Annotated in this window: 25 protein-coding genes and 2 pseudogenes; 24 read left to right on the top strand and 3 right to left on the bottom strand. The window is 39.2% G+C overall.

Translation table 11 applies throughout. The features are described 5' to 3' along the window. The first annotated feature begins 375 nt into the window (after positions 1-375). From argR to EAF07_RS09125, 8 genes and pseudogenes are all read left to right on the top strand, one after another. Positions 376-816, top strand: coding sequence for an arginine repressor (argR, locus tag EAF07_RS09160; protein ID WP_121836258.1), 441 nt, complete (start codon positions 376-378; stop codon positions 814-816). 167 nt (positions 817-983) lie between these two features. Continuing rightward, complete coding sequence (mutS, locus tag EAF07_RS09155) at positions 984-3,533, top strand: DNA mismatch repair protein MutS (protein ID WP_121836259.1); 2,550 nt, start codon at positions 984-986, stop codon at positions 3,531-3,533. 123 nt (positions 3,534-3,656) lie between these two features. Continuing rightward, positions 3,657-5,603 carry a DNA mismatch repair endonuclease MutL gene (gene mutL / locus EAF07_RS09150; RefSeq protein ID WP_121836257.1) on the top strand — a complete coding sequence of 649 codons (1,947 nt, stop codon included), beginning with the start codon at positions 3,657-3,659 and terminating at the stop codon, positions 5,601-5,603. A gap of 112 nt (positions 5,604-5,715) precedes the next feature. Continuing rightward, the gene (locus EAF07_RS09145; protein ID WP_121836256.1) at positions 5,716-5,898 is read left to right on the top strand and encodes a hypothetical protein; all 183 of its coding nucleotides are present in this window, start codon (positions 5,716-5,718) and stop codon (positions 5,896-5,898) included. 22 nt (positions 5,899-5,920) lie between these two features. Continuing rightward, positions 5,921-7,152: pseudogene (locus EAF07_RS09140) on the top strand (MFS transporter). Then, on the top strand, positions 7,149-7,895 hold the full coding sequence (locus tag EAF07_RS09135) for an elongation factor Tu (protein ID WP_121836255.1): 747 nt from the start codon (positions 7,149-7,151) through the stop codon (positions 7,893-7,895). Before EAF07_RS09140 ends, EAF07_RS09135 begins: the two are co-directional and overlap by 4 nt. 49 nt (positions 7,896-7,944) lie before the next feature. Continuing rightward, positions 7,945-8,535, top strand: a complete 591-nt coding sequence (gene ruvA / locus EAF07_RS09130; RefSeq protein ID WP_121836254.1) for a Holliday junction branch migration protein RuvA — start codon at positions 7,945-7,947, stop codon at positions 8,533-8,535. A 90-nt stretch (positions 8,536-8,625) separates the two neighbouring features. After that, positions 8,626-9,180: a DNA-3-methyladenine glycosylase I gene (locus EAF07_RS09125; RefSeq protein WP_121836253.1), complete on the top strand. Its 555-nt coding sequence runs from the start codon at positions 8,626-8,628 to the stop codon at positions 9,178-9,180. 305 nt (positions 9,181-9,485) lie between these two features. Here the strand turns inward: EAF07_RS09125 and EAF07_RS09120 are convergent, their stop codons facing one another. Further along, complete coding sequence (locus EAF07_RS09120) at positions 9,486-10,346, bottom strand: Rgg/GadR/MutR family transcriptional regulator (RefSeq protein WP_121836252.1); 861 nt, start codon at positions 10,344-10,346, stop codon at positions 9,486-9,488. 308 nt (positions 10,347-10,654) lie between these two features. Between EAF07_RS09120 and EAF07_RS09115 the strand changes: the two genes are divergently transcribed. Then, the gene (locus EAF07_RS09115; RefSeq protein WP_183121691.1) at positions 10,655-11,302 is read left to right on the top strand and encodes a hypothetical protein; all 648 of its coding nucleotides are present in this window, start codon (positions 10,655-10,657) and stop codon (positions 11,300-11,302) included. Positions 11,303-11,313: 11 nt separating this feature from the next. Continuing rightward, positions 11,314-11,733, top strand: a complete 420-nt coding sequence (locus EAF07_RS09110) for a hypothetical protein (RefSeq protein ID WP_121836250.1) — start codon at positions 11,314-11,316, stop codon at positions 11,731-11,733. A 110-nt stretch (positions 11,734-11,843) separates the two neighbouring features. Here EAF07_RS09110 and EAF07_RS09105 read toward each other — a convergent pair whose 3' ends face one another. Beyond that, on the bottom strand, positions 11,844-12,698 hold the full coding sequence (locus EAF07_RS09105; protein WP_121836249.1) for an Rgg/GadR/MutR family transcriptional regulator: 855 nt from the start codon (positions 12,696-12,698) through the stop codon (positions 11,844-11,846). Positions 12,699-13,244: 546 nt separating this feature from the next. Here EAF07_RS09105 and EAF07_RS10815 point away from each other — a divergent pair. From EAF07_RS10815 to nrdG, 14 genes and pseudogenes are all read left to right on the top strand, one after another. Beyond that, a pseudogene (locus EAF07_RS10815) lies at positions 13,245-13,481 on the top strand (C39 family peptidase); the annotation flags it as partial. Between the two features lie 124 nt (positions 13,482-13,605). Then, on the top strand, positions 13,606-14,877 hold the full coding sequence (locus EAF07_RS09095) for a competence/damage-inducible protein A (protein ID WP_121836247.1): 1,272 nt from the start codon (positions 13,606-13,608) through the stop codon (positions 14,875-14,877). Positions 14,878-14,908: 31 nt separating this feature from the next. After that, complete coding sequence (gene recA / locus EAF07_RS09090) at positions 14,909-16,063, top strand: recombinase RecA (RefSeq protein WP_121836246.1); 1,155 nt, start codon at positions 14,909-14,911, stop codon at positions 16,061-16,063. Positions 16,064-16,276: 213 nt separating this feature from the next. Beyond that, a complete protein-coding gene (spx, locus tag EAF07_RS09085; protein ID WP_121836245.1) occupies positions 16,277-16,675 on the top strand; it encodes a transcriptional regulator Spx in 399 nt (132 codons plus the stop codon). 276 nt (positions 16,676-16,951) lie between these two features. Then, complete coding sequence (locus tag EAF07_RS09080) at positions 16,952-17,221, top strand: IreB family regulatory phosphoprotein (protein ID WP_027974214.1); 270 nt, start codon at positions 16,952-16,954, stop codon at positions 17,219-17,221. Next, on the top strand, positions 17,218-17,637 hold the full coding sequence (gene ruvX / locus EAF07_RS09075; RefSeq protein WP_121836244.1) for a Holliday junction resolvase RuvX: 420 nt from the start codon (positions 17,218-17,220) through the stop codon (positions 17,635-17,637). The genes EAF07_RS09080 and ruvX overlap by 4 nt, the downstream gene beginning before the upstream one ends. Positions 17,638-17,709: 72 nt before the next feature. Further along, positions 17,710-18,021 (top strand): DUF1292 domain-containing protein, encoded by a 312-nt coding sequence (locus EAF07_RS09070; RefSeq protein ID WP_121836243.1) that lies wholly within the window; start codon positions 17,710-17,712, stop codon positions 18,019-18,021. Between the two features lie 263 nt (positions 18,022-18,284). Next, complete coding sequence (locus EAF07_RS09065; protein ID WP_121836242.1) at positions 18,285-19,889, top strand: DUF2079 domain-containing protein; 1,605 nt, start codon at positions 18,285-18,287, stop codon at positions 19,887-19,889. Positions 19,890-20,005: 116 nt separating this feature from the next. Beyond that, complete coding sequence (gene nrdD, locus EAF07_RS09060; protein WP_121836241.1) at positions 20,006-22,177, top strand: anaerobic ribonucleoside-triphosphate reductase; 2,172 nt, start codon at positions 20,006-20,008, stop codon at positions 22,175-22,177. Continuing rightward, positions 22,177-22,749: a DUF2625 family protein gene (locus EAF07_RS09055; RefSeq protein ID WP_121836240.1), complete on the top strand. Its 573-nt coding sequence runs from the start codon at positions 22,177-22,179 to the stop codon at positions 22,747-22,749. The genes nrdD and EAF07_RS09055 overlap by 1 nt, the downstream gene beginning before the upstream one ends. A gap of 33 nt (positions 22,750-22,782) precedes the next feature. Continuing rightward, positions 22,783-22,914, top strand: coding sequence for a hypothetical protein (locus EAF07_RS10875; protein WP_121836239.1), 132 nt, complete (start codon positions 22,783-22,785; stop codon positions 22,912-22,914). Between the two features lie 118 nt (positions 22,915-23,032). Then, positions 23,033-23,989 (top strand): Gfo/Idh/MocA family protein, encoded by a 957-nt coding sequence (locus tag EAF07_RS09045; protein ID WP_121836238.1) that lies wholly within the window; start codon positions 23,033-23,035, stop codon positions 23,987-23,989. After that, positions 23,961-24,464 carry a GNAT family N-acetyltransferase gene (locus EAF07_RS09040; protein ID WP_121836237.1) on the top strand — a complete coding sequence of 168 codons (504 nt, stop codon included), beginning with the start codon at positions 23,961-23,963 and terminating at the stop codon, positions 24,462-24,464. The genes EAF07_RS09045 and EAF07_RS09040 overlap by 29 nt, the downstream gene beginning before the upstream one ends. A 33-nt stretch (positions 24,465-24,497) precedes the next feature. Next, on the top strand, positions 24,498-25,097 hold the full coding sequence (gene nrdG, locus EAF07_RS09035) for an anaerobic ribonucleoside-triphosphate reductase activating protein (RefSeq protein WP_121836236.1): 600 nt from the start codon (positions 24,498-24,500) through the stop codon (positions 25,095-25,097). A 557-nt stretch (positions 25,098-25,654) separates the two neighbouring features. On the opposite strand, the gene EAF07_RS09030 is transcribed toward nrdG, so the two are convergent. Beyond that, complete coding sequence (locus tag EAF07_RS09030) at positions 25,655-25,879, bottom strand: hypothetical protein (RefSeq protein ID WP_121836235.1); 225 nt, start codon at positions 25,877-25,879, stop codon at positions 25,655-25,657. Positions 25,880-26,099: the final 220 nt, after the last annotated feature.

Genomic DNA, 26,099 nt, shown 5'->3' with positions numbered 1-26,099 from the left:
TACTTTTTGGTGTATAATAGTTTTGCATCTCAGAATCTTTCTAATTGTTGTTGTGGTGATTACAATTATATCTCTCTGAGATGTTTTTTGATACCCTTAGGTGGCTAACTTCATTTTAGAACTTTCCAAATTGATTTTTTAGAAATATTTTTAAGGATAAAAGTATTTTTGGTTTGTATATTTTCATTGTATTTGATATAATTTTAGAGATTGAAATGAAAAATGACAAAGAAAATGTGATGGTAAATAAAAGCAGAGAAAGGATTGTTCAGTCAGAAGTAAAACTGAACAGGCTAAAATGTTAGGAAAATAAGTAGTTTTAAAGATAGAGGACTGACTGGTTACTTATTTCTTATCAATTTTAGTGGGTAACACATGGTTAATAAAAAGAGTAGACATGAGTTGATTAAAACAATTATCTCAGAGCGTCATGTTGGCACACAGGAAGAGATAAAAGTAATACTTGAAGAGTATGGCATTTCTGTGACACAAGCAACACTTTCTCGTGATTTACGAGAGCTTGGTCTCTTAAAACTGCGCGATGAAAATGGCAAACTTTACTATAGCTTATCTGAAGCGGCTAGTTTACACTTTAGTCAAGCGGCTAGGTCTTATATCCGTCGAGTGGCGCGTGCGGGCTTTATGCTTGTTTTTCACACAGAGCTAGGTGAGGCGGATGTTTTAGCGAACATCATTGATAAAGATGCGAATGACAATATTTTAGGGACAGTTGCTGGAGCAGATACGCTTTTGGTTGTCTGCAAGGATGAGGTCATTGCAAGTGAGTATGAAAAAGACTTGCTCACTAGTCTTTAATAAAGCAATACTCTTGGGAAAGGAGTGTTTGGTTAGCGACCCTAACTAAACAAGGGAAAAGGCAGAGCAACAGAGCTGATTTTTCGGTAGTTGATTGACACACGATGATCAAAGCTCACTACTGAAATGGCTAATTTATGCTCTGTAGCCCCTTTTATAATAATATTATGGCAAATGAAAAAATTTCGCCAGGCATGCAACAGTATTTGGATATTAAAGCACAATATCCAGATGCTTTTTTACTTTTTCGCATGGGCGATTTCTACGAACTGTTTTACGAGGATGCGGTAAAAGCTGCGCAGATTTTAGAGATTGGGTTAACGAGTCGTAATAAAAATGCAGACAATCCCATTCCTATGGCGGGTGTTCCCCATCATTCGGCACAGACTTATATTGATGTGCTAGTGGATTTGGGACACAAGGTTGCTATTGCGGAGCAGATGGAAGATCCTAAGACTGCAGTCGGTGTGGTGAAACGTGAAGTTGTCCAGGTGATTACTCCAGGGACAGCTGTTGATTCTACAAAACCAGATAGTGGCAATAATTTTCTTGTTGCTGTTGACCGTAACGGACAGGACTTTGCCCTGTCTTATATGGATGTCTCAACCGGTGAGTTTTTTGTGACTAACTTATCTGATTTTTCGAGTGTCTGCAGTGAAGTGCAGAACCTTAAGGCGCGTGAAGTGGTTATCGGCTATCAGTTGTCTGAAGAAGATGAGCACGTTTTAGCCAAGCAGATGAACATCTTGCTGTCTCAGGAGTTAGAGGTTTACAGCGATGGTCATTTAATTGACAATACGTTGACAGATTTGGAAAAAGCTGCCGCTGGAAAATTATTGCAATACATTCATCGCACTCAAATGAGAGAATTATCTCACTTGCAAAAGGTGGTTCATTATGAAGTTAAGGATTACCTTCAAATGAGTTATGCAACGAAGTCAAGTTTAGATTTACTTGAAAATGCAAGGACGACTAAAAAGCATGGCAGTCTTTACTGGTTGTTAGATGAAACTAAAACAGCCATGGGCATGCGCTTGTTACGCAACTGGATTGACAGACCTTTAGTTTCCTTGGAGCGCATTTTAGAGCGTCAGGAAATCATATCTGTCTTTTTAGAGCAATTCATTGAGCGTAGTGATTTATCGGATAGTCTTAAAGGTGTTTATGATATTGAACGGCTAGCAAGCCGAGTGTCATTTGGTAAGGCAAATCCTAAAGATTTGTTACAGTTAGGACAAACCTTAGCTCAGGTACCTTATATCAAAGCGATTTTAGAATCATTTGGACATCAAGCAGTTGACAAACTTGTCAATCAAATTGACACCTTACCTGAACTCGAAAATCTTATTCGCTCAGCTATTGACCCAGATGCCCCAGCGACGGTTTCTGAGGGAAATATCATCCGAACAGGCTTTGACGAAACCTTAGACAAATATCGTAAAGTCATGAAAGAGGGAACCACTTGGATTGCTGATATTGAGGCACGAGAACGTGCTGCGACAGGAATCAATAACCTCAAAATTGATTACAACCGAAAAGATGGTTACTATTTCCACGTGACCAACTCTAACCTGTCTTTAGTCCCAGATTATTTTTTCCGTAAGGCAACTCTTAAAAATTCAGAGCGTTTTGGAACGGCAGAATTAGCAAAAATTGAAGGTGAAATGCTTGAGGCGCGCGAGCAATCTGCAACGCTAGAATACGATATCTTTATGCGCATTCGTGCACAGGTTGAGCGCTACATTGATCGTTTACAGGGATTGGCTAAAGCAATCGCAACGGTTGATGTTCTGCAAAGTTTGGCGGTGGTTTCAGAGATTAATCACTATGTGCGCCCAGCATTTAATGATAATCAAACGATTGCTATTGAAAAAGGTCGCCATGCGGTTGTCGAAAAAGTTATGGGAGTTCAAGTTTACATTCCCAATAGTATCCATTTTGATAGTCAGACAACCATGCAGCTGATTACTGGTCCTAATATGTCTGGTAAATCAACCTACATGAGACAGTTAGCTTTGACAGTCATTATGGCTCAAATGGGGTCATATGTTCCAGCAGAGTCTGTTTCCTTACCCGTTTTTGATGCTATTTTTACAAGAATTGGAGCGGCGGATGATTTGATTTCTGGTCAATCTACCTTTATGGTGGAAATGATGGAAGCTAATCATGCCATTCAAAGAGCGACACAACATTCTTTGATTTTGTTTGATGAGTTGGGACGCGGTACGGCCACCTACGATGGAATGGCATTGGCTCAGTCAATCATTGAGTACATTCATGACAAAGTTGGAGCTAAGACGATGTTTGCTACTCATTATCATGAGTTGACAGATCTGTCAACATCCTTGACAAAGCTTGTCAACGTTCATGTGGCGACCTTGGAGAAAGACGGGGAAGTGACTTTCCTTCATAAAATTGCAGAGGGCCCTGCGGATAAGTCATATGGTATTCATGTCGCTAAAATTGCAGGTCTGCCAGAGTCCTTATTAAATCGTGCAGATAATATTTTGACCAACCTAGAGTCAAGTGCAGCGCAATTACATACGGTAGATAAGCAAGCGCATCAAGAGATAGAGAGTTCTCAGGTAGAACAGCTCAGCCTTTTCTCAGAGAATGAAAACTCAGCACTGATTGAAAAATTAAAGACGATTGATGTCATGAATTTGACACCAATGGAAGCTATGAATGCTTTATATGAGTTGAAAAAATTACTGTAGTTATCTGCTACGTGAATGGTTCTTGTGACCTTAAAAATAGAATAGACGAAGAGAGGTAGGTTCTGTTGAGCCTACCTCTGTTTTCTTATGGTATAATAAAAGACAAGTAAAGCGAGGATAATTATGACTAAAATTATTGAATTACCTGAAGTTTTGGCAAACCAAATTGCTGCTGGTGAAGTGGTTGAGCGCCCGGCAAGTGTGGTAAAGGAATTAGTTGAGAATGCTATCGATGCAGGAAGCAGTCAAATAACGATTGAAATTGAAGAATCTGGTCTTAAAAAAATTCAAATTACCGATAATGGTGAGGGAATGAGCTCAAGTGATGTTGAACTTGCTCTACGCCGCCATGCCACTAGTAAGATAAAGACACAGGCAGATCTTTTTCGTATCAGAACGCTTGGATTTCGTGGTGAGGCCATGCCATCTATTGCTTCAATCAGTCATATGACTATTGTTACCGCTACGGAGGGTGAAGAGCACGGGACAATCTTAGTTTCAAATGGCGGTAAAATTGAAAGTATTGAGCCGATTGCCACTCCTATTGGAACAAAAATTACGGTGGAAAGTCTCTTTTTCAATACTCCAGCTCGTCTCAAATACATGAAAACCCTGCAGTCGGAATTGGCCCATATCGTTGATGTGGTCAATCGCTTGAGTTTGGCACACCCAGAGGTGGCTTTTACCCTTATTGCAGATGGACGTGAACTAACTAAAACTTCTGGAACGGGTGATTTACGTCAAGCTATTGCTGGTATTTATGGATTAAATACAGCTAAAAAGATGGTTGAGATTTCAGCTTCAGACCTTGATTTTGAAGTGTCTGGCTATGTCTCTTTACCTGAGTTGACAAGGGCCAATCGTAATTATATTACCCTTCTCATTAACGGTCGTTACATTAAAAACTTTTTGCTCAATCGAGCAATTTTAGATGGCTATGGTTCTAAACTGATGGTCGGTCGTTTTCCTCTAGCTGTGATTGATATTCAAATTGATCCCTATCTTGCAGATGTCAATGTCCATCCAACCAAGCAGGAAGTTCGTATTTCTAAAGAAAAAGAACTGATGCAGCTAATTAGCTCTGCTATTGCTGATAGTTTAAGAGCACAGGATTTAATTCCAGATGCTTTGGAAAATTTAGCTAAATCTAGCGTCAGAAAAGTTGAGAAACCAGTACAGACCAGTCTTCCACTAAAATCAACAAATCTTTATTATGATACTGAGAAGCAAGACTTCTTTGTGAAGCCTGAGACGACGCTCGTTGAAGAATTACCAGTTTCTAGGGACAAAGCAGAGCTGAAAGAAGTTGACACAGTTGTCAATGTATCGTCAAGTGTTAAAGTTGCTGAACGCCAGTACATTCAAGAAGATGATGAACATGACAGTCTTGATTTTAAAAATAAGACAAAGCTGAATCGTCTTCTAGAAAATTTAGAAAATGAAGAACAGTCAACTTTCCCCGAGTTAGATTACTTTGGGCAGATGCACGGCACTTATCTTTTTGCTCAAGGAAAAGGCGGACTCTATATTATTGACCAGCATGCGGCTCAGGAGCGTGTCAAATATGAATACTATCGTGATAAAATTGGAGACGTTGACAGTTCTTTACAGCAGCTACTAGTGCCTTATTTGTTTGAATTTTCAACTTCTGACTTTTTAAGTTTACAAGAAAAAATGCCAATGTTAAATGAAGTTGGGATTAACTTAGAACCTTACGGTGAGAATACCTTTATCTTGCGTGAGCATCCGATTTGGATGAAAGAAGAAGAGATTGAAAGTGGTGTCTACGAGATGTGTGACATGCTACTTTTAACCAATGAAGTTTCTATCAAGAAGTACCGTGCAGAGCTTGCTATCATGATGAGCTGTAAACGTAGTATCAAGGCTAATCATACCTTAGATGATTATTCGGCTCGTAATTTGCTAGTACAGTTATCACAAACGAAAAATCCCTATAACTGTCCACACGGCAGACCAGTTCTTGTCAACTTTACAAAGGCTGACATGGAAAAAATGTTCCGCCGTATTCAAGAAAATCACACCAGTTTGAGAGAATTAGGGAAGTATTAGTAAAAACGATAAAATGAAGACCGTATTCTCTTGCTTAGAAGACCAAGGTTACCTAATGACCTTGGTTTTTATGTTATAATAGGTAAGATTATTGATAGGGAGAGTATGAATAATGGTAAAACGTTTAATGATTGTTTTCGTGTTTTTCGTGATTGTGACAGGACTTTTTATTATTTATAAAAATAACTTTTCTGGTGGTACTTATGACTGGTACGATGGGATTGGAATCTCTGCTTTAGCGACCTTTTTCTATTGGGTTTTAGAGAGTGTGTTGGAGAGAAAGAAACGCTCTTAGTAGAGATTAAGGAGATTGTGAAGTGAAGGAATTTTTTAGTTTACCTAAGCAGTTGCAGTGGCGTTTGGAGTTGAGTTTTCTATCTGTGGTTTTAGGCTCTGCTATTTTCCCTTTTATGTCTATGTACTATGTGGAGTATTTTGGTGCTTTTATCACGGGAATGTTGGTCATCATTACACAGGTTTTCAGCTTTGTTGCTATCCTCTATGGAGGGCATTTATCGGATTCTATTGGACGAAAAAAAGTAGCAGATATCGGAAATTTTGGTGTTGTACTTGGCTATATTTTAACCATGCTTGCCAATATTCCTGGACGGGTGATGCCACTTTTGACCTTTGTTGGGATTTTCATTGTTGAAATCATGTCAAATTTTAATCACCCTGCTTATGATGCCATGATTATTGACCTAACAGATGAGAAAAACCGTCGTTACGTTTACACCATCAATTATTGGTTAATCAATGTTGCGGTGATGTTTGGAGCAGGAATTGCTGGTGCCTTTTACGATCATCATTTCTTCGAGCTGCTCATTGCCATGACAGGAATTGCCTTATTTACCTTTATGGTGATGTACTTTAAATTTGCCGAAACTAGACCGGTTAATCTAGTTTTTAACCACGGTAAGGGGATTCTATCAACCTTTGCCAATTACGGTGATGTGGTCAAGGACAAGATTTTCATGATTTACACAGCGGGAACAATTCTCTTTGCTAGTGTTTGGGCTCAGATTGACAATTACATTGCCGTTCATTACAAGACTATCTATCAGCCAAGCACCTTATTGGGTTTTGAGGGACTGGGGCAAAATTGCTGAGCATCACAGTCTTAATCAATACCATCATGATTGTCCTCTTTATGACGACTGCCAATCGGCTGACGCGACAAATGAAATTGATACCGCAACTGGTCTTGGGCTCTGCTATTTTTGCAAGCGGGCTCTTTGCAGCCTTTACCTTTAAGACTTTGGTACCAATCCTTCTGTCAGCTGTTGTTTATACCATCGGTGAAATGATTAATGTTCCCGCCAGCCAGGTCTTACGTGCTCAGATGATGGACGACAATAAAATTGGGTCTTATTCAGGTTTTATTTCCATCGCCCAACCGCTGGGGATTGTCCTTGCAGGAGGTATGGTATCTTTGAGTGGTCTGACAGGTGTTTTAGGTGTCCAAATTGTCTTTGTTACTGTCGCAACTACAGGGGTGTTTCTCATTGTAAAAGCAGCGCAGATGCATGAGAAGGAGGTATCAAAATGAACCATTTATATGCCGTTGAAACGAAAGAGCAATTAGAAATTTATCAACAGTTTGTGAAACGATATGATAATCTTTTACAAGACTATGTCGCTTATTTAAGTAATAATTTTCAAGTCGACGAATTGCCAGAAGTGATTTTATGGTCTGATAAAATAATAGCTACCAAATATATTCGTGATATCGCTGTTCCTGCCTACACGAATGATGTCCGCATGGTTATGACACCTGAGCTGTCTGTTTGGCAAGAACTCTATGAAAAACAACTAGATGATTATGAAGCTACTGAGCAAATAGCCACTTTACGTCAGCATTATCAAAATATCTCTGAGAATTACCTGCTACAAATCGTAGGTCATGAATTAGCACACTGGAGTGAACTCTTCTTAGATGATTTTGATGATGATCTAGAGCAGGATATCTGGTTTGAAGAGGGCATGGTTGAGTACATCAGCCGTCGTTATTTTTTGACGGAAACAGAGTTTGAGGCTGAAAAATCGGTAAATCAAGAGTTGGTAGCTTTATATCAAGAAAAATATGGTTGGCACTCTCTGTCAGAGTTTGGACAGAAAACCTATGAAGGAAGTTATGCTGCCATTTTTTATGAATATTGGCGCAGCTTTTTAGCCATAGACCAGTTAGTTGAAAAACTAGGAACTGTTCAAGCTATTTTTGCTAGTTATCATGACTGGTCAGAAAGCAAAGCGAAGCAATCGCTTTTGGAATGGTTTGGTATAGAGAGTTAAAGATAGGATTTGAGTGGTTATTAAATCAGAATAGAAAAAGGAGTTAGAGATGTACGATTACATCAAAGGAATATTAACGAAAATTACAGCTAAATATATTGTGGTGGAAACCGCAGGTCTGGGTTATATCATCAACGTTGCCAATCCTTACAGCTTTTCAGATAAGGTTGGTACCGAGGTTCAGATTTACCTTCACCAAGTTATCCGTGAGGATGCCCATCTGCTTTTTGGCTTTCACAACGAAGATGAAAAAGAGGTTTTCCTCAAGCTGATTTCGGTGTCAGGCATTGGTCCGACGACTGCGCTAGCTATTGTTGCCGTCGATGATAATGCAGGACTGGTTGCTGCGATTGACAATAGCGACATTAAGTACCTGATGAAATTCCCTAAGATTGGGAAAAAAACAGCCCAACAAATGGTGCTGGACTTGGCAGGTAAATTTGTCGAAGCGCCTGTTGACAATAGCAAAGCTACTAAGACCGTTCAGGCAGGAAATCCAGCCTTGGATGAGGCTATGGAAGCCCTCTTAGCCCTCGGCTACAAAGCAGCAGAGCTTAAGAAAATCAAAGCCTTCTTTGAAGGAACAACTGACACGGCAGAGAATTATATTAAATCAGCACTGAAGATGTTGATGAAATAAGATATGAGAGCGTCACAAACCCAGTGAAAATAGGAGTTCAGTTAAGTAAAATACAGAGCTGTTAAAAATACCAAATACCAAGGAGAACAAATGACTAAACGTTGTGGTTGGGTCAAACTGACCAATCCCTTATACATTGATTATCATGATAAGGAGTGGGGAAAGCCTCTCCATGATGAGCAAGCACTTTTTGAATTACTATGTCTAGAGTCTTATCAGGCTGGACTGTCTTGGGAGACAGTGCTAAATAAACGCGCGGCCTTTCGCAAAGCATTCCATGATTATGAGATAGAAAAAGTTGCACAGATGACTGATAGTGACCTTGACAGTCTGCTTGACAATCCTGACATCATTCGCCATAAGGCAAAGCTCTACGCCACAAGGGCTAATGCGCAAGCTTTTCTTAACGTTCAAAAAGCATTTGGAACCTTTGATAAGTACCTCTGGTCTTGGGTGGACTTTACACCTCTTGTCAATAAGGTTGACAATTATCAAAATACTCCTGCTAAGACAGAACTCTCAGAAAGTCTCTCTAAAGACTTGAAAAAACGAGGGTTTAAGTTTGTTGGACCTGTTTGTGTCTATTCCTATCTCCAGGCAGCAGGACTTGTCAATGATCATGAGGAAACCTGTGACTTCAAATAAACCAAAAAGAGAGTGGGACAAAAATCGTTAAATCGTCAAAAAATGACGATTTCGATTTTCCTCACTCTCTGGTTTCTTAGCTCAGGCTGAAACTGTCCACTGGACAGTTTCACTCCCACATCCGCACAGCTCCAAAAGTCTGGGAGACCTTTGGAGGTTGGAAATAAGATGAACGAAGTTCATCACATTCGTATAGGATGGTCGCTAACGATTGCGTAGCAAGGGTTTAGGACTTCCAATCAACTACTGCGTCAATCTGTTAATACCATTAAGAATAGAAGGTTGAGATATTTATGTCCCAACCTCTATTTTTGTCTATAAAATTGCTCAACTTCTTTTTCCAACATAGCTACTAGGTCATCTTCTTCAGTAAGTTTTAGCAGTGTCAATCCCTTGTCAATCAGTTCTTCATCCTTTTGACAGATACCGAGCCGGACTTGGGCGCAACCGAGGAAATCAAATCGTTTTATTTCTTTTGCGGTATCTAGTGCCCATAGTACTATTGCTTGTGATTCCTTGATGTGCTTATGATATAGGAAAATAGTTGATAAATTCATTAAAATAGTGAATTGGTGTAATTTGATATTTTTATAGTCGGAGTATTTTTCTAAACTATCTAAAATTCTTTGAGTGACTTTTTTGACCTGTTCTAAAGGGAAATAATAGAGAATATTGCTGAGAAGTCTTAAATCACCGTAATACCAAGTGTCTTGTTTTTCTAGATAATTCCAAACTTTAGTTGTTATATGATCCAGTTCAGCATGTTGTCCAAAATCACCAAATTTTCTCAATAAAATATTTGCCAGAAGGCTATTTGAAAGATTTTCGATGGGGAGGTCATGGTGATTTTTTAGGTAATCAGAGCATTGCAATTCTAATGCTTCTAGCTGAGATATTGGAACAATACTATTAATATGTGAGACGTTATTCAAGATTTTCTGCCTCTCATTAGGGTAATATAAATTGCAGATGTATTCAAATTCTTCTAAGGTCATATCTATTTGATTCAAGAGAAAAATCATTGTATCAAATTTAGGAATAACTGTTCCACTCTCAATTCGTGTCAAGGTAGATCGTGCAAAAACATTGGCACAAATGTCTTCTTGAGTCAGCCCTTTTGATTTTCGTATTTCTTTATATAACTTTCCATAATCCCAGCGTAACATATGCTACCTCCCAAAAATAAAATGTTACTGCATGCTTCAATTTGAACAATTATCGTAAAATTATTATACCATAATAGTAGATTGAGGGGGAGAAGATGAAAAAACAAATTTTAAAAATTTTATTATTGCTAACAGTTGTTACCCTTACTTACAAATTAGGTGAGGGGGACATTCAATGGTGGCCGTGGCTTCCGTAGCTTTTAGTTAGTAAACATCGAAAGAAGGTGAGTTCGATGGATAAGATAGCATGACTTGATCAAAAGAGTTTTATGGCAATATATTATGATCTAACTATGAGGTAAAAAATAATGAAAATTAGAAATATAATGTTATCAATGACTTGTGTAACCGCTCTTGGTTTAATGCTTCCGGTGACTACTGTTTCGGCGGCAGATCCTCAAAATAGTAGTTCTGAGACATTCACCATTTTGGAGCCATCAGACAATCAACTGGTGGTGGCTCTCCCAGAAGGTGGTTATATTGCTGATAATGATGGCGGTTCAGACTTTGATCCTGAGATTATTAAAGTAAATGGGGGTACTTTGATGACGTATGCGCAATACAAGACGCTACCTAAAATAAATGCTAGTATTGGTGCTTTTGAGTTGTTTCCACTATTTAGAGCGGCTAGTCCATCAGGTGCTACAGAAAAGGTGATAGAATATGGCAAGCACTATACTTCTGAAAATTTTTCTGGTAGAGGATGGCGTTTTTCAGGCTATAAATTCAAACCTTCCAGTGGTTCAGGCACTTACTTGAAATGGAAAGCTGTGAATGATAGTGGTATGGTAGGGAATTATGACCAGGCTTTTGCTACATATAGCGGTCAAGGGACACATGGTACTTTTGTTTCGGAAAATCAGTCTTTATTGATAGATGGCAATTACAAGTGGCAGTATTTTTACACCTATAATCCAAAACCGGGGTCTTATTATATCGTTTACAATAAAGAATAAGGAGAAAAAACATGAAAAAACAACTTACAATGCTTACTGTATTAGCAACGGTTATAGCATTAGGAGCTTACTGGGGACTATCAACTCTCCAAATATCAGCTAGTGAAACAGCGGTTGTTCAGGAAGCGCCTCAGGTAGCTCCTATGAAAACTACCGATGCACTAGTAGAAGTGTGGAAAGATAGACCAATTGAAGAGTTGGAAAGTTATTTAGCGCATATACCAAATGAAGTGCCAGTTATTGCTTACCCAGATGAAGTGGGGGGGGGAATCAGCGCAATGTGCGAGGGATTCGATTGGCATGGAGAATCAGCTGGAGAGTTACGAGCAGAAGATGGAAGTTTGGTGTATCCAGATTTAGCTTTTGAGAGCGAGTATGCAGCAACACCAGTAGAAATTATTGAGGCTGTAAAAGAGGCACAGGCTCAATAATTGCTCAATAAGAAATCGAATATAAAATGATTCTCACTTGCGACTGGGAAACGCAATTGAAAAAATCATTTCGGTTAAAATAATCCAAAAAGCCTATCACTTCGGTAGGCTTATTTTTGTCTATAAAATTGCTCAACTTCTTTTTCAAGCGTAGCAACTAATTCCTCTTCTTCAGTGAGTTTTAACAGTGTCAAGCCCTTGTCAATCAGAGATTCATCTCTTTGACAGATACCGAGACGGACTTGGGCAAAGCCTAAGCTGTTATAAACTTTTAGTTCTTTTGAGAGTGTCAGGATTTTATGAGTGAGCTGTTCACAATCTTTAATAAGTCCCTTTTGTAAATATATAGTTGACAGATTAGAGAGTAATGTGAGTTGAAAAGGCTTAATATCTCGGTAGTTTTTGTATTTTTCAAGGCTACTTAGAATCTTTTCAACAATATGAGGTAGGGTTTCTATATCAAAATGATAGAGGATAGTTCCTAGAAATTTCAAGTCACTAATATACCAAGTATCCATTGGTTCTAGGTAATTCCAAATAGATTGGGTCATACTTTGTAAAGTTTCATTATTTTCAATACCATTTTTACGAATTTCTAAAATAATTTGTAAGGAGTGGTAGAGATTTTGGATTGGTACATCATGGTGAGTTTTAAGATAGGTTTTGCAATCTTCGAGTAGTTTAGACAGGGACTGAATTTCCGTGAATGAATTTTGATTTTGAATAGTCGTCATAATTTTTCGACGTTGACTGGGATGATATTCGTTACAAATATATTTAAACTCAGGTAAAGTCATATCTATTTGCTCGAGGAGAAATACCATTCGTTCAAAACTAGGGATAACTTCACCACTTTCGATTTTAGCAAGTGTGGAGCGACTCATAAAGTCTCCGCAGACGTCATTTTGCGTATATCCTTTTGATGTTCTGATTGTTTTATAGATTTGTCCATAATCCCAGCGCATATTAGTCCTCCTTTAGGTGTGAAAATATTATACATTTTGAAAATATAAAAAATATGAAGATATCATTATATCAAAAAAGGAGGAAATAGATAGGATGTTAAAAAGTATCAAAAAAATTGCTGATGATTATTTTGTATTAATTGTCGGTATACCTATCCTTGTGTGGCTATCATTAGCATTTGTTCCAAATCGATGGCTAGGTCAAAATTATTTTATTAGTAATACTTTACTTCTTAACGTATTTCCATTATATGGAATATGTTTAGTGATATTATCATTAGTATGCAAAAAAAATAAAATATTTTTGGTTTGGTTTACTATTCTTGTTTGCGTTCTTTGTAACGATGGCTTTAGGTTATTTATTTTTAGGTGGTTAACTCAATATTTAAAATAATATAGAGGTTGGGATAATTTTTTTCTCAGCCTCTTTAGGCATCATGAGATGATTTTTTCAAAAGCTTTCAAAAAAATAGAAAATCAGATTGAAAAAGGAAAAAGCTTTACAAATGATAATTCTGTAATGAAATTTCATTCGTTGATGAATGTTACTCTGTCTATTATATTTTTGATAGTTCAAAAATTTACCCTGGTAAAGTTGGTGAACATAACGTTATAGGAAATGGCTCTCAGCTTACTGAAAATGGAAAAGATATAGCGTATATCTACTATCTTGACCCATCTGCTGGAGTTAGTGATCCTGTCTATGGTGGATTGAAAAAAGTAGCACCAGAAGAATTATTAAATGCTATGCTGACCTGTGTTGAACCTAACTATGCTTGGTGAAGCAAGACCAGCTTTATTAAATTTGGTTCAATAAGTTACAAAAGCCTCACTTGTATTTTATACAGGTGAGTTTTTTTATGATAAAATATCCTCATAAATAACGAATAATCATATAGGAGGTCATATGAAAGCTGAACTTATTGCGGTTGGGACCGAAATTTTAACAGGGCAGATTGTCAACACGAATGCTCAATTTTTGTCGGAGAAAATGGCGGAGCTGGGGATTGATGTGTATTTTCAGACAGCCGTTGGAGACAATGAGGAGCGTCTCTTATCTGTGATTGACATTGCGGCAAAGCGGAGCGATTTGGTGATTTTGTGTGGGGGTCTTGGTCCGACTGAGGATGACTTAACCAAGCAGACTTTGGCGAAATACCTTGGAAAAAAATTGGTTTTTGACTCTCAAGCCAGTCAAAAATTAGATGACTTCTTTTCTACGCGTCCACAGTATGCTCGAACACCAAACAATGAACGTCAGGCACAATTAGTGGAAGGATCAATCCCCATCCAAAATGTGACTGGTTTGGCTGTAGGAGGCTTAATTGAGGCTGATGGGGTTCGTTATGTCGTCTTGCCTGGTCCACCGAGTGAGCTAAAGCCGATGGTTAATGAAAACCTAGTACCACTTCTAAGTCAGGACCATAAACGCCTGTATTCTCGTGTTCTCCGTTTCTTTGGGATTGGGGAAAGCCAATTGGTGACGGTTTTGTCTGATCTGATTGATGAGCAGACAGATCCAACCATTGCTCCTTATGCTAAGACGGGCGAGGTGACCTTGCGTCTCTCGACCAAGGCGACTTCAGAGGCGGAGGCAATTGCTCGTTTAGAGGGGTTCGAAAGTCAAATCTTGTCTGTTAAAACCTTAGAAGGAAAAGCTCTCAAGGAGCTCTGCTATGGTTACGGCGATGACAATAGTCTAGCCCAAACTGTGGTCAACCTACTGAAAGAAAAGGGGAAGACCTTGACAGCAGCTGAGAGTTTAACAGCTGGGCTTTTCCAATCAAGCATTGCTGATATTTCAGGAGCATCTCAAGTATTTGCAGGTGGTTTTGTGACTTATAGTTTGTCAGAAAAGGCTAAAATGCTTGGTATTGCTAAGGAAGACTTGGAAGGTCATGGTGTGGTTTCGGCTTTTACGGCTGAAAAAATGGCAGAGCAGGCACGATTATTAGTTGGTAGTGATTTTGCAATCTCTCTTACAGGTGTCGCTGGGCCAGATGAACTAGAGGGACAACCGGTAGGAACAGTTTTCATAGGACTTGCTAGTGAAAAGAGTGTGACAAGTATTAAGGTGGTAATTGGTGGGCGTAGTCGTGCGGATGTCCGTTATATCGCCACTCTTCATGCTTTCAATCTTGTGCGTCAGGCTTTATTATCTGATGAAATTTTAGTATAATAGAGAGAATATCTAAGAAGAGGTAAAAATATTGGCTAAGAAAACCAAAAAGACAGAAGAAATTACCAAAAAATTTGGTGACGAGCGTCAGAAAGCTTTGGAAGAAGCCTTAAAAGGCATTGAAAAAGACTTTGGTAAAGGCGCTGTGATGAAATTGGGTGAACGTGCGGAGCAGAAAGTTCAAGTGATGAGCTCAGGTTCATTGGCGCTAGACATCGCTCTTGGTGCGGGTGGCTACCCTAAAGGACGTATTATTGAAATCTACGGTCCTGAAAGTTCAGGTAAAACAACAGTTGCCCTTCATGCGGTTGCTCAAGCACAAAAAGAGGGTGGTATTGCTGCCTTTATCGACGCGGAACATGCCCTTGATCCAGCCTATGCAGCAGCTCTTGGGGTTAATATTGATGAGTTGCTTCTCTCTCAGCCTGACTCAGGTGAGCAAGGGCTAGAAATTGCTGGTAAATTGATCGATTCAGGTGCAGTTGATTTGGTCGTTATTGACTCAGTTGCTGCTCTTGTGCCACGTGCTGAGATTGATGGAGATATTGGTGATAGCCATGTTGGTCTTCAAGCTCGTATGATGAGTCAAGCCATGCGTAAACTTGGTGCCTCAATCAATAAAACAAAGACGATTGCCATCTTTATCAACCAATTGCGTGAAAAAGTGGGCGTAATGTTTGGTAATCCAGAGACAACTCCTGGTGGCCGTGCGTTGAAATTCTATGCTTCTGTACGTTTGGATGTACGTGGTAGCACTCAAATCAAAGGGACTGGCGACCAAAAAGATCAAAGTATTGGTAAAGAAACTAAGATTAAAGTCGTAAAAAACAAAGTTGCTCCGCCATTCCAAGTGGCAGAAGTTGAAATCATGTATGGTGAAGGCATTTCACAAACAGGTGAGCTTCTTAAGATTGCGACAGAGTTGGATATTATCAAAAAAGCTGGCGCTTGGTTCTCATACAACGATGAGAAAATTGGCCAAGGTTCAGAAAAAGCTAAAGAGTATCTGAAAGAACACCCTGAAGTGTTTGAAGAAATCGATCGTAAGGTTCGTTTGCACTATGGCTTGCTTGAAGAAAGCGACGAAGAAAAAGCTGCTAAAGCAACTCCAGTTGTCGAAGAAGTTACTTCAGCACCGGAAATTGATACTGAAGATATTGCTATTGAGCTTGAGTTGGATGATTAAGAAGGCTGAATAGGAACTGATTTTTAAAGAGAAGTCAGTTGCTGTGAATGAAAGTTCGGCCTGTCAGTGTTGTTATCAATGTGGGACATTTTATAACGACGCTGTGTTTAAAACCTCAAAACTTGTATTTTAATAGCAAATAGGTCCGAAGACCTATGTTATTCATAGGATGTTTGTGGTATAATCATACTATCATGTGAAAGGAGACGGAACATGATTACTATTTATACAGTTTCAAGTTGTACTAGCTGTAAAAAAGCCAAAAGTTGGCTTAATGCCCACAAACTCCCTTACAAAGAACAAAATATTGGTAAAGAGCCTCTCACCAGAGAGGAAATCATGGATATTCTAACCAAAACTGAAGAAGGGGTTGAAAGCATTATTTCTTCAAAAAATCGCTATGCTAAAGCCCTTAATTTTGATCTTGATGAATTGAGTGTTAATGAAGTGATTAACTTAATTCAAGAAAATCCTCGCATTTTAAAAAGCCCTATTTTAGTTGATGATAAACGCTTGCAAGTTGGTTATAAAGAAGATGATATTCGCACCTTCTTACCACGTTCGATTCGTAATGTCGAGAACGCTCAAGCTCGCATGCGTGCAGCACTGTAAAAATGAAAAGGGACGCCAGAGAGTATCTGGCGTTTTTGTGGTGCCACGGACTCGTAAAGTAATAAAGGAACGCTTGTTGTATGGAAAGTTATATCACAGTTCAATTTTCTTATTTATTGGTTAGGCAGTCTGATAGTATCACTAGTGATTGTTACGAGATTAGATAAAAGGCTAATTTTTCGTATTCTGTCATTTAAAAGAACACTAGAAAACTTGTGAAATCCTCTATAATAAGCTATAATAGAGCCATGACCATAGCAGAAAGAGGGTGTTTTTATGGGATTTACAGAAGAAACTGTCCGCTTTAATCTGAACGATTTAAATCGCAAGGAGATTAGCGAGACATTAACGAGTGTTTATCGTTCTTTGGATGAAAAGGGCTATAATCCAATTAACCAGATTGTTGGTTATGTATTGAGTGGTGACCCTGCCTATGTACCACGCTATAATGACGCTCGCAATCAGATTCGTAAGTATGAGCGCGATGAAATTGTTGAAGAGCTTGTTCGTTACTATCTTAAAGGAAATGGGATTGACCTCAAATGAGAATCATGGGACTAGATGTTGGCTCTAAGACGGTTGGTGTTGCGATTAGTGATCCACTCGGTTTTACTGCACAAGGGGTTGAAATCATTAAAATTGATGAAGAAGCTGGCAACTTTGGATTTGATCGCTTAGGTGAATTGGTCAAGGAATACCGTGTTGACAAATTTGTCGTTGGACTTCCTAAAAATATGAACAACACTGAAGGACCTCGTGTTGAGGCTAGTCGTTCATATGGCGAAAAAATTGCTGAGCTTTTCAGTTTACCAGTGGATTATCAGGATGAGCGTTTGACAACGGTTCAGGCTGAACGTATGTTGGTTGAACAGGCAGATATTAGTCGTGGTAAACGTAAGAAGGTCATTGATAAATTAGCAGCGCAGCTTATTTTGCAAAATTACTTAGATAGACATTTTTAATAATAAAGGATTTTGGCTAAAGAAAGAGAACAAGAAATCTTTGAGTTTAGCCTATAGAGAAGGGGAGACACTATGTCACACGAACACAACCATAACCACGAAGATGTGGAATTGATCACTCTTGTTGATGAAGCAGGAAACGAAACACTTTTTGAAATCTTGATGACCATTGATGGGCGTGAAGAATTTGGTAAAAACTATGTTCTTCTTGTACCTCATGGGGCAGAAGAAGATGCAGAAGGTGAAGTTGAAATTCAAGCTTACTCATTCACTGAAAATGAAGATGGTACTGAAGGCGATTTACAACCAATCCCAGAAGATTCAGATGCTGAATGGGATATGATTGAAGAAGTTTTCAATAGCTTCCTTGATGAAAATGAATAAGACAAGAAGTTGAGATAGGTACTTGAGGTGCTTATCTCAACTTTTTTAGTTTGTCGGAGACATTTTTCTTTTGTTACGAATATTCTTTTGAAAGGAGACTATTTATGGGACTAACAGAAGAAGAAAAAGCGTTTATGGAACGTTATGAATCCAAGTATTTGCATACTTTTAAAGAAATGTTACGCTATGCCAAGCTCTTGGAAAAATTGACGATATGCTAGTTTTTGGTTATACTAGAAAGGTAACTAGCAAGGAGACTTATCGTGAACGATACTAAAGAAATGCAAATAACTCAACGAGGGACGTATAGTCGTAGACATCGTGAGGATAGAGAGATTTATGAGTCTCTTGAAGACAGTCAATATCTACAGGAGACAGAACCAAAAGCTCCAAGACATTTTCATTTAGGCTTTACACAACACTTTCAACTATTACTTTTGAGTGTTATTGTGACTGCATTGACTGTTGTCTTGCCTTATATGACTTCTTTGGCGACAGATTATCAGCAATTTAATCTTTATGCGGGATTGATGATGGTGAAGAATCAATTACCTTATAGTGATCTTTTTACAACAGGCGGTTTTCTTTTTTATGCTGTCATTGGTCTTAGTCAGGCATGGGGAAGCCAACTGTATCTGCTTGGGATTCAATTGTTAGCACTTTATGTATCAGGAGTGACGCTTTCAAAAATCATTCTGTTTTATACGGATAGCCATGCTGCTAGTATGACTGGAGGAATAGCTTTTTATTTGGCTAATATTGTTCTTGGTTTTGGGGGGCTTTATCCTATGCAGTGGGCGGCACCATTTGTTTTGATGGGGCTTTGGTTCCTTATTCGTTATTTTGCAGGAATGACTAAGGACGAGGGTTTTATTCTTTACGGGCTTAATGCTGCCTTGGCTTTGTTTTTTGAGCCTAAGACCTTGTTATTTTGGCTGATTGCTTTTGTGCTGTTATCAGGATATAATTTGTCTCAAAAGCGTTTGGCACGTGGGTTCTATCAGAATCTTGCTATCTTTTTTGGATTGATTCTCATCATTTATACGGTGGGGTATTTCATTTTTACCCTTGAGCTTACGGTTCCTTATTTGAGACAGGTTCTGATTTATAATTTCACACATTTGGCATGGGGGGATGGTTCTCTTTGGCAGACAGTGCTTCTGCAAGTTGGGCTTGCTTTCTTATCTGGTTTACTTTTAGGGGGAGTGGTCTTTTTTGAGCACATTCGAAAAGTTAAGACAGATCAGTTGTCTCGTGTTTTACTATTTCTTAGTCTTTTGGTTTATGTGGTTTGGGCGGTCTTGTCAAAAAGCTGGGCTTTCTATCAGCTCTTGCCAGCTCTGCCATTTGGCCTAATATTAACGGTTATTAGCCTTGATGGTTTTGCCAAGCAACGTCAGATGCGTCGCAATTCACACCGTCGTCCAGAGGATGAGCGTAGCTTGTGGGGAAGCTTCCTCGTTAGCCATCTGATGGGTCCAGTGGTCTTGGTAGTGGTGGCATTAGCTCTGCCATTTTACCAAAAGATGACGCATGAGAGTTTGGATAGTGAACGGGCGGTGATTGCTAGCTATCTTAAGGAGAATACGGCTGCTGATGAGCCTGTGGTTGTCATTGATAATCGGGCAGACATTTATTTGTTAAGCAAGTGTCGTACGGCAACTCATTATCCGGTGGCTAGTCTTTATCAGGCTTCTGACAGTCGTGTCAGAGACTTTGAAGATGACTTTTTAGGTAGTCAATCAAAAATCGTTGTCGTGAATAATGCCTTGACGGTGAGCCAATCGGTCACAGAAAGTTTATCAAAACATTACACGAAATTGTCTTTAGACAATCTAGAGCATTTTACCGTTTACCAATTAAAATAAGGGTTTGATATCAATATATTGTGTTTTAAATATTTTTTGGCACAATATGTTGATTTTTTTTGTGGTAATGCTATAATAGACTTTGTTAACATTTAAAGGAAAAGAGTGTATCAGTGATGGTGATTAAAACGATTACAGTAATTAAGCGTGATGGTAGACAGGTAGCTTTTGATACGGATAAAATTTATCAGGCGCTAGTGCGAGCAAGTAATGAGATAACATCGCTGACACCTCTGATTGAAAATAAACTTGAGGGACTTGCAGCAAGTATTGTTGCAGAAATCAATGATCGCTTTCATGACAATATTAAAATTTATGAAATTCAAAATATTGTTGAACATGAGCTTTTGAAGGCTGGAGAATATGCTCTGGCTCAGGAATACATCAACTACCGTACCAAACGTGATTTTGACCGTGCCAAGGCAACGGATATTAATTTTTCAATTGATAAATTGCTTAATAAAGACCAAACGGTGGTTAATGAGAATGCCAATAAGGACAGTGATGTTTTCAATACCCAACGTGATTTGACGGCTGGTATTGTCGGTAAATCAATCGGTCTCAAAATGTTACCACCTCATGTGGCGAATGCCCATCAAAAAGGTGACATTCACTATCATGACTTGGATTATAGTCCCTATACACCAATGACCAATTGTTGTTTGATTGATTTTGAAGGGATGTTGAAAAATGGCTTCAAGATTGGAAATGCTGAGGTGGAAAGTCCGAAATCCATTCAGACAGCGACCGCTCAGATTTCTCAAATCATTGCCAATGTGGCTTCTAGTCAATACGGTGGTTGTACGGCAGATCGCATTGATGAATTTTTAGCGCCTTACGCAGAGCTTAATTACCAAAAGCATTTGAAAGATGCTGCGGAGTGGGTGGTCGAAGAGAAGCGTGAAGATTATGCCCGTCAAAAGACACAAAAAGACATCTATGATGCCATGCAATCTTTGGAGTATGAGATTAATACCTTGTTTACTTCCAATGGGCAAACACCATTTACGTCCCTAGGTTTTGGTTTGGGAACGTCTTGGTTTGAACGTGAAATTCAAAAGGCTATTCTTAATATCCGCATTAAAGGTTTGGGTCGTGAAGGTCGCACCGCGATTTTTCCAAAATTAATCTTTACGGTGAAACGTGGGCTTAATTTGGAGCCAGGGACACCAAACTATGATATTAAGCAATTGGCTTTGGAGTGTGCAACGAAACGCATGTACCCAGATATGTTGAGCTATGATAAGATTATTGAGCTTACAGGTTCTTTCAAGGCGCCAATGGGGTGTCGCTCGTTCTTGCAAGGATGGAAAGATGACAATGGCAATGATGTGACTTCTGGACGTATGAATCTAGGGGTTGTTACGGTTAATCTGCCCCGCATTGCCCTAGAGTCAGATGGTGATATTGACAAGTTTTGGGACCTTTTCCTAGAGCGTATGACTATTGCTAAGGACGCTTTGGTCTATCGTGTGGAGCGTGTCAAAGAGGCGACGCCTGCTAATGCGCCAATCCTCTATCAATATGGTGCTTTTGGACAACGTTTGGAGAAGACGGATAAGGTTGATGAACTCTTTAAAAATCGTCGTGCAACGGTATCTCTTGGTTACATTGGACTTTACGAGGTGGCAACGGTTTTCTATGGTGGCGATTGGGAGAAAAATGCTGCCGCTAAAGATTTTACGGTCGATATTGTCCGTCAGATGAAAGAATTCTGTGAAAGTTGGTCAAACGAGTACGGCTACCATTTCTCAGTTTATTCGACACCATCAGAGAGTTTGACAGACCGCTTCTGTCGTTTGGATACGGAGAAATTCGGTATTGTGGAAAACATTACGGATAAAGAGTATTACACCAATTCATTCCACTATGATGTTCGTAAGAACCCAACACCATTTGAAAAATTAGATTTTGAAAAAATCTACCCAGAAGCTGGTGCCAGCGGAGGCTTTATTCATTACTGCGAATACCCAGTCCTTCAACAAAATCCGAAGGCGCTTGAAGCTGTATGGGATTATGCTTATGATCGTGTCGGCTATTTGGGAACCAATACGCCAATTGATAAGTGCTACGCTTGCCATTTTGAAGGTGATTTTGATCCAACTGAACGTGGCTTTAAGTGTCCAAATTGTGGAAACAGTGATCCTAAGACGGTGGACGTAGTGAAGCGTACTTGTGGCTATTTAGGAAATCCGCAGGCGCGTCCGATGGTCAATGGCCGTCACAAGGAAATCTCTGCACGTGTGAAACACATGAACGGCTCAACGATTAAGGTTGAGGGAAATTGATGAGTGATATGATTGATTGGTTAGAAAAACAGTATTGTCAGACAGATATGACAGTTAAGATTTGTGAGCCAAATCCTCAGGCGGTGGACCATTTAAAGTCAATTTATCAAATTGATGAAGAATCTTTTATGGGTAATATCTTGCTTCATACAGGTGGTATAGTCGTGGAAAACTGGCTTCGAATTTATGGCAGTGGTCAGTATGATTTTGCCACCAAAAATGAAGAGTTATCAGAGTTCTCATCTCTCATAGTAGCAGAAGATGTCACAGGTGGACTGTTTGCGCAACAATCAGATGGAAAAATTCGTTATTTTTCAGCAGATGGTTTAGAGTGGGAAGATTTAGACATTTCTTACAATGAATTGATTTTATTTAGTACCAGTCCTCAAAGGATGGCTATGTTTTACAGTCACGCTAGATGGGAGGGCTGGGAGCAGGATTTGGAACAACTCCAACCTCACGAAGGAGTTAGTTATTATCCGTTTCTTTGGTCTAAAGAAAGTCAGGACGGTTTTTCAACCAAAATAGTACCGATGGCAGATATTTTTGAGCTTGAAAAGTCTTTTTTGTAAAAAATGGAAAAGCATGAAAGAAAGGAGCAGGTCATGGGAAAATATCAATTAGATTATAAGGGCATGCAGCAGGTTGAAAGGTTTCACGAGAAACATTCGACTGTAAAAAACGATAAGAAGGCGCGCGTGCAAGCGCTCTTGAAAAAAGCGACTAAGAAAAAATAAGCGAACAAGTAGGAGGCAGGTGGTGAATAGCTATCACCTGCTTTTTTGGTCTTTTGATAAGTGCAATTTGGGAGTTGGCTAGATATTTTTAGTTGACGAACATCGGATAGGAGAATAGATGAAACAGATTGGTATTGTTGGACTAGGTGGAATCTCACAGAAAGCTTACTTGCCTTATATGAGACAGTTATCGGGCATTCATTGGCATGTGTCAACCAGAAATCAAGCCGTATTGGCAGAGGTGGCAAGTTTATTTGGAGCTTGCACAACTTACGATACAGTCGAATCTTTAGCTGAGGCATCGTTAGATGGGGTCTTTATCCATGCAGCGACAGTGGCTCATGTGAGCCTTGCGCAGCTGTTTTTAGAAAAAGGAATTCCAGTCTACATGGATAAGCCTTTGACGGAGGTTTACGAGACGACCAAGGCTCTTTATGAGCTAGCGGCAGCCAACGGTACCTTTTTGATGGCAGGCTTTAACCGTCGTTTTGCGCCTAGGGTTTTGGACATGGCAGAGCAGACAGATAAGAAACGCATTGTGGTGGAGAAAAATGATGTGAACCGTCTGGGTGAGTTGCAATACAAGCTCTTTGATTTCTTTATTCATCCGTTGGACACCGCACTTTATCTAGCTGATGACAAACCGATTGCGGGACATTTCCATTATCATCTGGTTGACGGTTTATTGAGTCAGGTATCTGTTCAATTACAGACGGCTCAAGCCTCTATCGTAGCCAGCATGAACTTGCAGTCTGGAAGTCGTCGTGAAATCATGGAGGTGCAAACACCACAATTAACTTACCACTTGGAAAATTTGGATGAGTTGACGATTTTTACAGGAACGCATCAGACACGTAAAAACTTTGGTTCTTGGGATACCACACTCTACAAACGTGGGTTTGAGAGCATTATTAAGGCTTTTTTACAGGCTATTGAGACTGGAATCAATCCTGTGTCACCTGAATCCAGTTTGTTAAGTCATTGGATTTGTGATCAGATTAATCGTTCAGAAGAGCCATTTGGTGAATTGAATTTGGAGGCATTTTATGGAAATACGCAGACCGACCTTAGCTGATAAAGAAGCAGTGCTAAACCTTATGCGGGAGTTTGAAGAAACGGGTTCAGCTCACGATGGTGGTTTTTGGACTACTGAAAACTTTGATTATGACGAATGGCTAGCTGGAAATGCGGATGCGGAGATGGGGTTCAATATTCCAGAAGGCTGGGTCCCTGCGGTGCAATTTGTCGGCTTTGAAGGGGACCGTGCTGTTGGTTTTCTCAATCTGCGCTTGCGATTAAATGATTACTTACGTGAGAAAGGTGGTCATATTGGATACTCTGTCAGACCATCTGAGTGTGGCAAGGGATACGCCAAGGAAATGTTGAAACAGGGCGTCAGCGCAGCCATTTCTAAAAATATAAGGAAAATTCTAGTGACTTGTAGTGTTGACAATTCAGCTAGTCGTGCTGTTATCGTGGCGAATGGGGGTGTCCTAGAGGATACCCGTGAGGGGACAGAGCGCTACTGGATTGAGGAAGCAAGTATATAGGCATGATGGTACCTGTGTGAAAGGAGGTAGGTGATGAATAATCCTCAACCGCAAGAATGGAAGAGTGAGGAACTTAGTCAGGGGCGGATTATTGATTATAAAGCCTTTAATTTTGTTGATGGTGAAGGCGTTCGTTGTAGTCTCTATGTTGCTGGTTGTATGTTTCATTGTGAAGGCTGCTATAATGTGGCGACTTGGTCCTTCAACGCAGGCATTCCTTACACGAAAGAATTGGAAGACCAAATTATGGCAGATTTGGCTCAGCCTTATGTGCAAGGGCTGACACTTCTTGGTGGCGAGCCTTTCCTAAATACAGGGATTTTACTGCCTCTTGTCAAACGCATTCGCAGGGAATTGCCAGAGAAAGATATTTGGTCTTGGACAGGTTACACTTGGGAAGAAATGATGCTGGAGACCGATGATAAATTGGAATTGCTCCATTTGATTGATATTTTGGTGGATGGACGTTTTGATCGTACAAAAAAGAACCTCATGTTGCAATTCAGAGGTTCTTCAAATCAACGGATTATTGATGTGCAAAAGTCATTAGCACAAGGAGAGGTTGTCATCTGGGAGAGGCTAAATGATGGTCAGCAAAATTATGAGCAAGTCAGTCGAGATGAGTTGATATAAAACCTATTACGGTTAAGTCATTTTAATAAATAGTGGTCTAGTAGTGATTATCTGCTTTGCTCTATTCTATTTTCAATCACGGATAGTTTATACTCAACCAAAATCAAAATTAGCATATTGAGCAAACTTAAGAATCAATAAAGGTATCAATTTCCCATCGCTTCTTTCGCCATGGTGGTATTATAATCAAGAGTAAACTCTTGATTATAACGGACTTTTTGAGACCTAGGCTCAAAAAGTAGCAATGAAACTCCAAAGGAAGTTTTGATGTTGACTTTGTCAACTCTATTTCCCACCTCAAAATGCCCCCCAAATCTTTTGAGCGTCCGCACCTTTTAAGAAAGAAGCAAAAAAGTAATTTTTGATTTTTGACAAGTATTAAAGATATCTATAAATCATAAAATTCCCTACCATGATGTTTTAAAAACGTTGATGGTTGGGAATTTTTATGTGTTAAATTTTAATCAAGTATAAGCCATTTTTTAATGTGTAGATTTCTTACTATCTTCAAAAGGGAGCTAATTGACTTGAGGATTAAAGAACTCGTATGTCACATTTTAGAATAAGAAGCCAAATGACATCCAGTTTTCAGCAGTCGCTTGATTAGAATCAGTAGCAAGTTTTTGGGTGTCTTTGAAGATAGTTGAGTTATCCGCTGCTGGTGTTGTGCTAGCTGTAGGTTTGTTTGAGACTGTTCCAAACATAGCTTGGGAGCTGAATAAGAACCCTACACCAAGGATAGCCAATTTTGCGAGTTTTTTACTTTGACGAGTAGTAGTCATGATTTTGTCTCCTTATGTACTGTAGTGAGTGTCAGGATATTGTCAAGTCTATTTGATGATAGAAATTTCTTAAGACATTGTTCTATTCCTTATGGAAAGTTCTAAAATGAAGTTAGCCACCTAAGGGTATCAAAAAACATCTCAGAGAGATATAATTGTAATCACCACAACAACAATTAGAAAGATTCTGAGATGCAAAACTATTATACACCAAAAAGTA

Source organism: Streptococcus hillyeri (assembly GCF_003686955.1).
GTDB classification, from domain to species: domain Bacteria; phylum Bacillota; class Bacilli; order Lactobacillales; family Streptococcaceae; genus Streptococcus; species Streptococcus hillyeri.
This window is presented reverse-complemented; position numbering and strand designations above follow the sequence as displayed.

What these genes read in the sequence shown, in the direction of transcription:
- EAF07_RS09080 (WP_027974214.1), top strand. Translation starts at nt 16,952, where the DNA reads ATGGGATTTACAGAAGAAACTGTCCGCTTTAATCTGAACGATTTAAAT.
- EAF07_RS09120 (WP_121836252.1), bottom strand. Translation starts at nt 10,346, where the DNA reads ATGTTACGCTGGGATTATGGAAAGTTATATAAAGAAATACGAAAATCA.
- mutL (WP_121836257.1), top strand. Translation starts at nt 3,657, where the DNA reads ATGACTAAAATTATTGAATTACCTGAAGTTTTGGCAAACCAAATTGCT.
- spx (WP_121836245.1), top strand. Translation starts at nt 16,277, where the DNA reads ATGATTACTATTTATACAGTTTCAAGTTGTACTAGCTGTAAAAAAGCC.
- EAF07_RS09045 (WP_121836238.1), top strand. Translation starts at nt 23,033, where the DNA reads ATGAAACAGATTGGTATTGTTGGACTAGGTGGAATCTCACAGAAAGCT.
- EAF07_RS09105 (WP_121836249.1), bottom strand. Translation starts at nt 12,698, where the DNA reads ATGCGCTGGGATTATGGACAAATCTATAAAACAATCAGAACATCAAAA.
- ruvX (WP_121836244.1), top strand. Translation starts at nt 17,218, where the DNA reads ATGAGAATCATGGGACTAGATGTTGGCTCTAAGACGGTTGGTGTTGCG.
- EAF07_RS09110 (WP_121836250.1), top strand. Translation starts at nt 11,314, where the DNA reads ATGAAAAAACAACTTACAATGCTTACTGTATTAGCAACGGTTATAGCA.
- nrdD (WP_121836241.1), top strand. Translation starts at nt 20,006, where the DNA reads ATGGTGATTAAAACGATTACAGTAATTAAGCGTGATGGTAGACAGGTA.
- nrdG (WP_121836236.1), top strand. Translation starts at nt 24,498, where the DNA reads ATGAATAATCCTCAACCGCAAGAATGGAAGAGTGAGGAACTTAGTCAG.
- EAF07_RS10875 (WP_121836239.1), top strand. Translation starts at nt 22,783, where the DNA reads ATGGGAAAATATCAATTAGATTATAAGGGCATGCAGCAGGTTGAAAGG.
- EAF07_RS09040 (WP_121836237.1), top strand. Translation starts at nt 23,961, where the DNA reads ATGGAAATACGCAGACCGACCTTAGCTGATAAAGAAGCAGTGCTAAAC.
- EAF07_RS09135 (WP_121836255.1), top strand. Translation starts at nt 7,149, where the DNA reads ATGAACCATTTATATGCCGTTGAAACGAAAGAGCAATTAGAAATTTAT.
- mutS (WP_121836259.1), top strand. Translation starts at nt 984, where the DNA reads ATGGCAAATGAAAAAATTTCGCCAGGCATGCAACAGTATTTGGATATT.
- EAF07_RS09055 (WP_121836240.1), top strand. Translation starts at nt 22,177, where the DNA reads ATGAGTGATATGATTGATTGGTTAGAAAAACAGTATTGTCAGACAGAT.
- ruvA (WP_121836254.1), top strand. Translation starts at nt 7,945, where the DNA reads ATGTACGATTACATCAAAGGAATATTAACGAAAATTACAGCTAAATAT.
- argR (WP_121836258.1), top strand. Translation starts at nt 376, where the DNA reads ATGGTTAATAAAAAGAGTAGACATGAGTTGATTAAAACAATTATCTCA.
- EAF07_RS09115 (WP_183121691.1), top strand. Translation starts at nt 10,655, where the DNA reads ATGAAAATTAGAAATATAATGTTATCAATGACTTGTGTAACCGCTCTT.
- EAF07_RS09125 (WP_121836253.1), top strand. Translation starts at nt 8,626, where the DNA reads ATGACTAAACGTTGTGGTTGGGTCAAACTGACCAATCCCTTATACATT.
- EAF07_RS09030 (WP_121836235.1), bottom strand. Translation starts at nt 25,879, where the DNA reads ATGACTACTACTCGTCAAAGTAAAAAACTCGCAAAATTGGCTATCCTT.
- EAF07_RS09145 (WP_121836256.1), top strand. Translation starts at nt 5,716, where the DNA reads ATGGTAAAACGTTTAATGATTGTTTTCGTGTTTTTCGTGATTGTGACA.
- EAF07_RS09070 (WP_121836243.1), top strand. Translation starts at nt 17,710, where the DNA reads ATGTCACACGAACACAACCATAACCACGAAGATGTGGAATTGATCACT.
- EAF07_RS09095 (WP_121836247.1), top strand. Translation starts at nt 13,606, where the DNA reads ATGAAAGCTGAACTTATTGCGGTTGGGACCGAAATTTTAACAGGGCAG.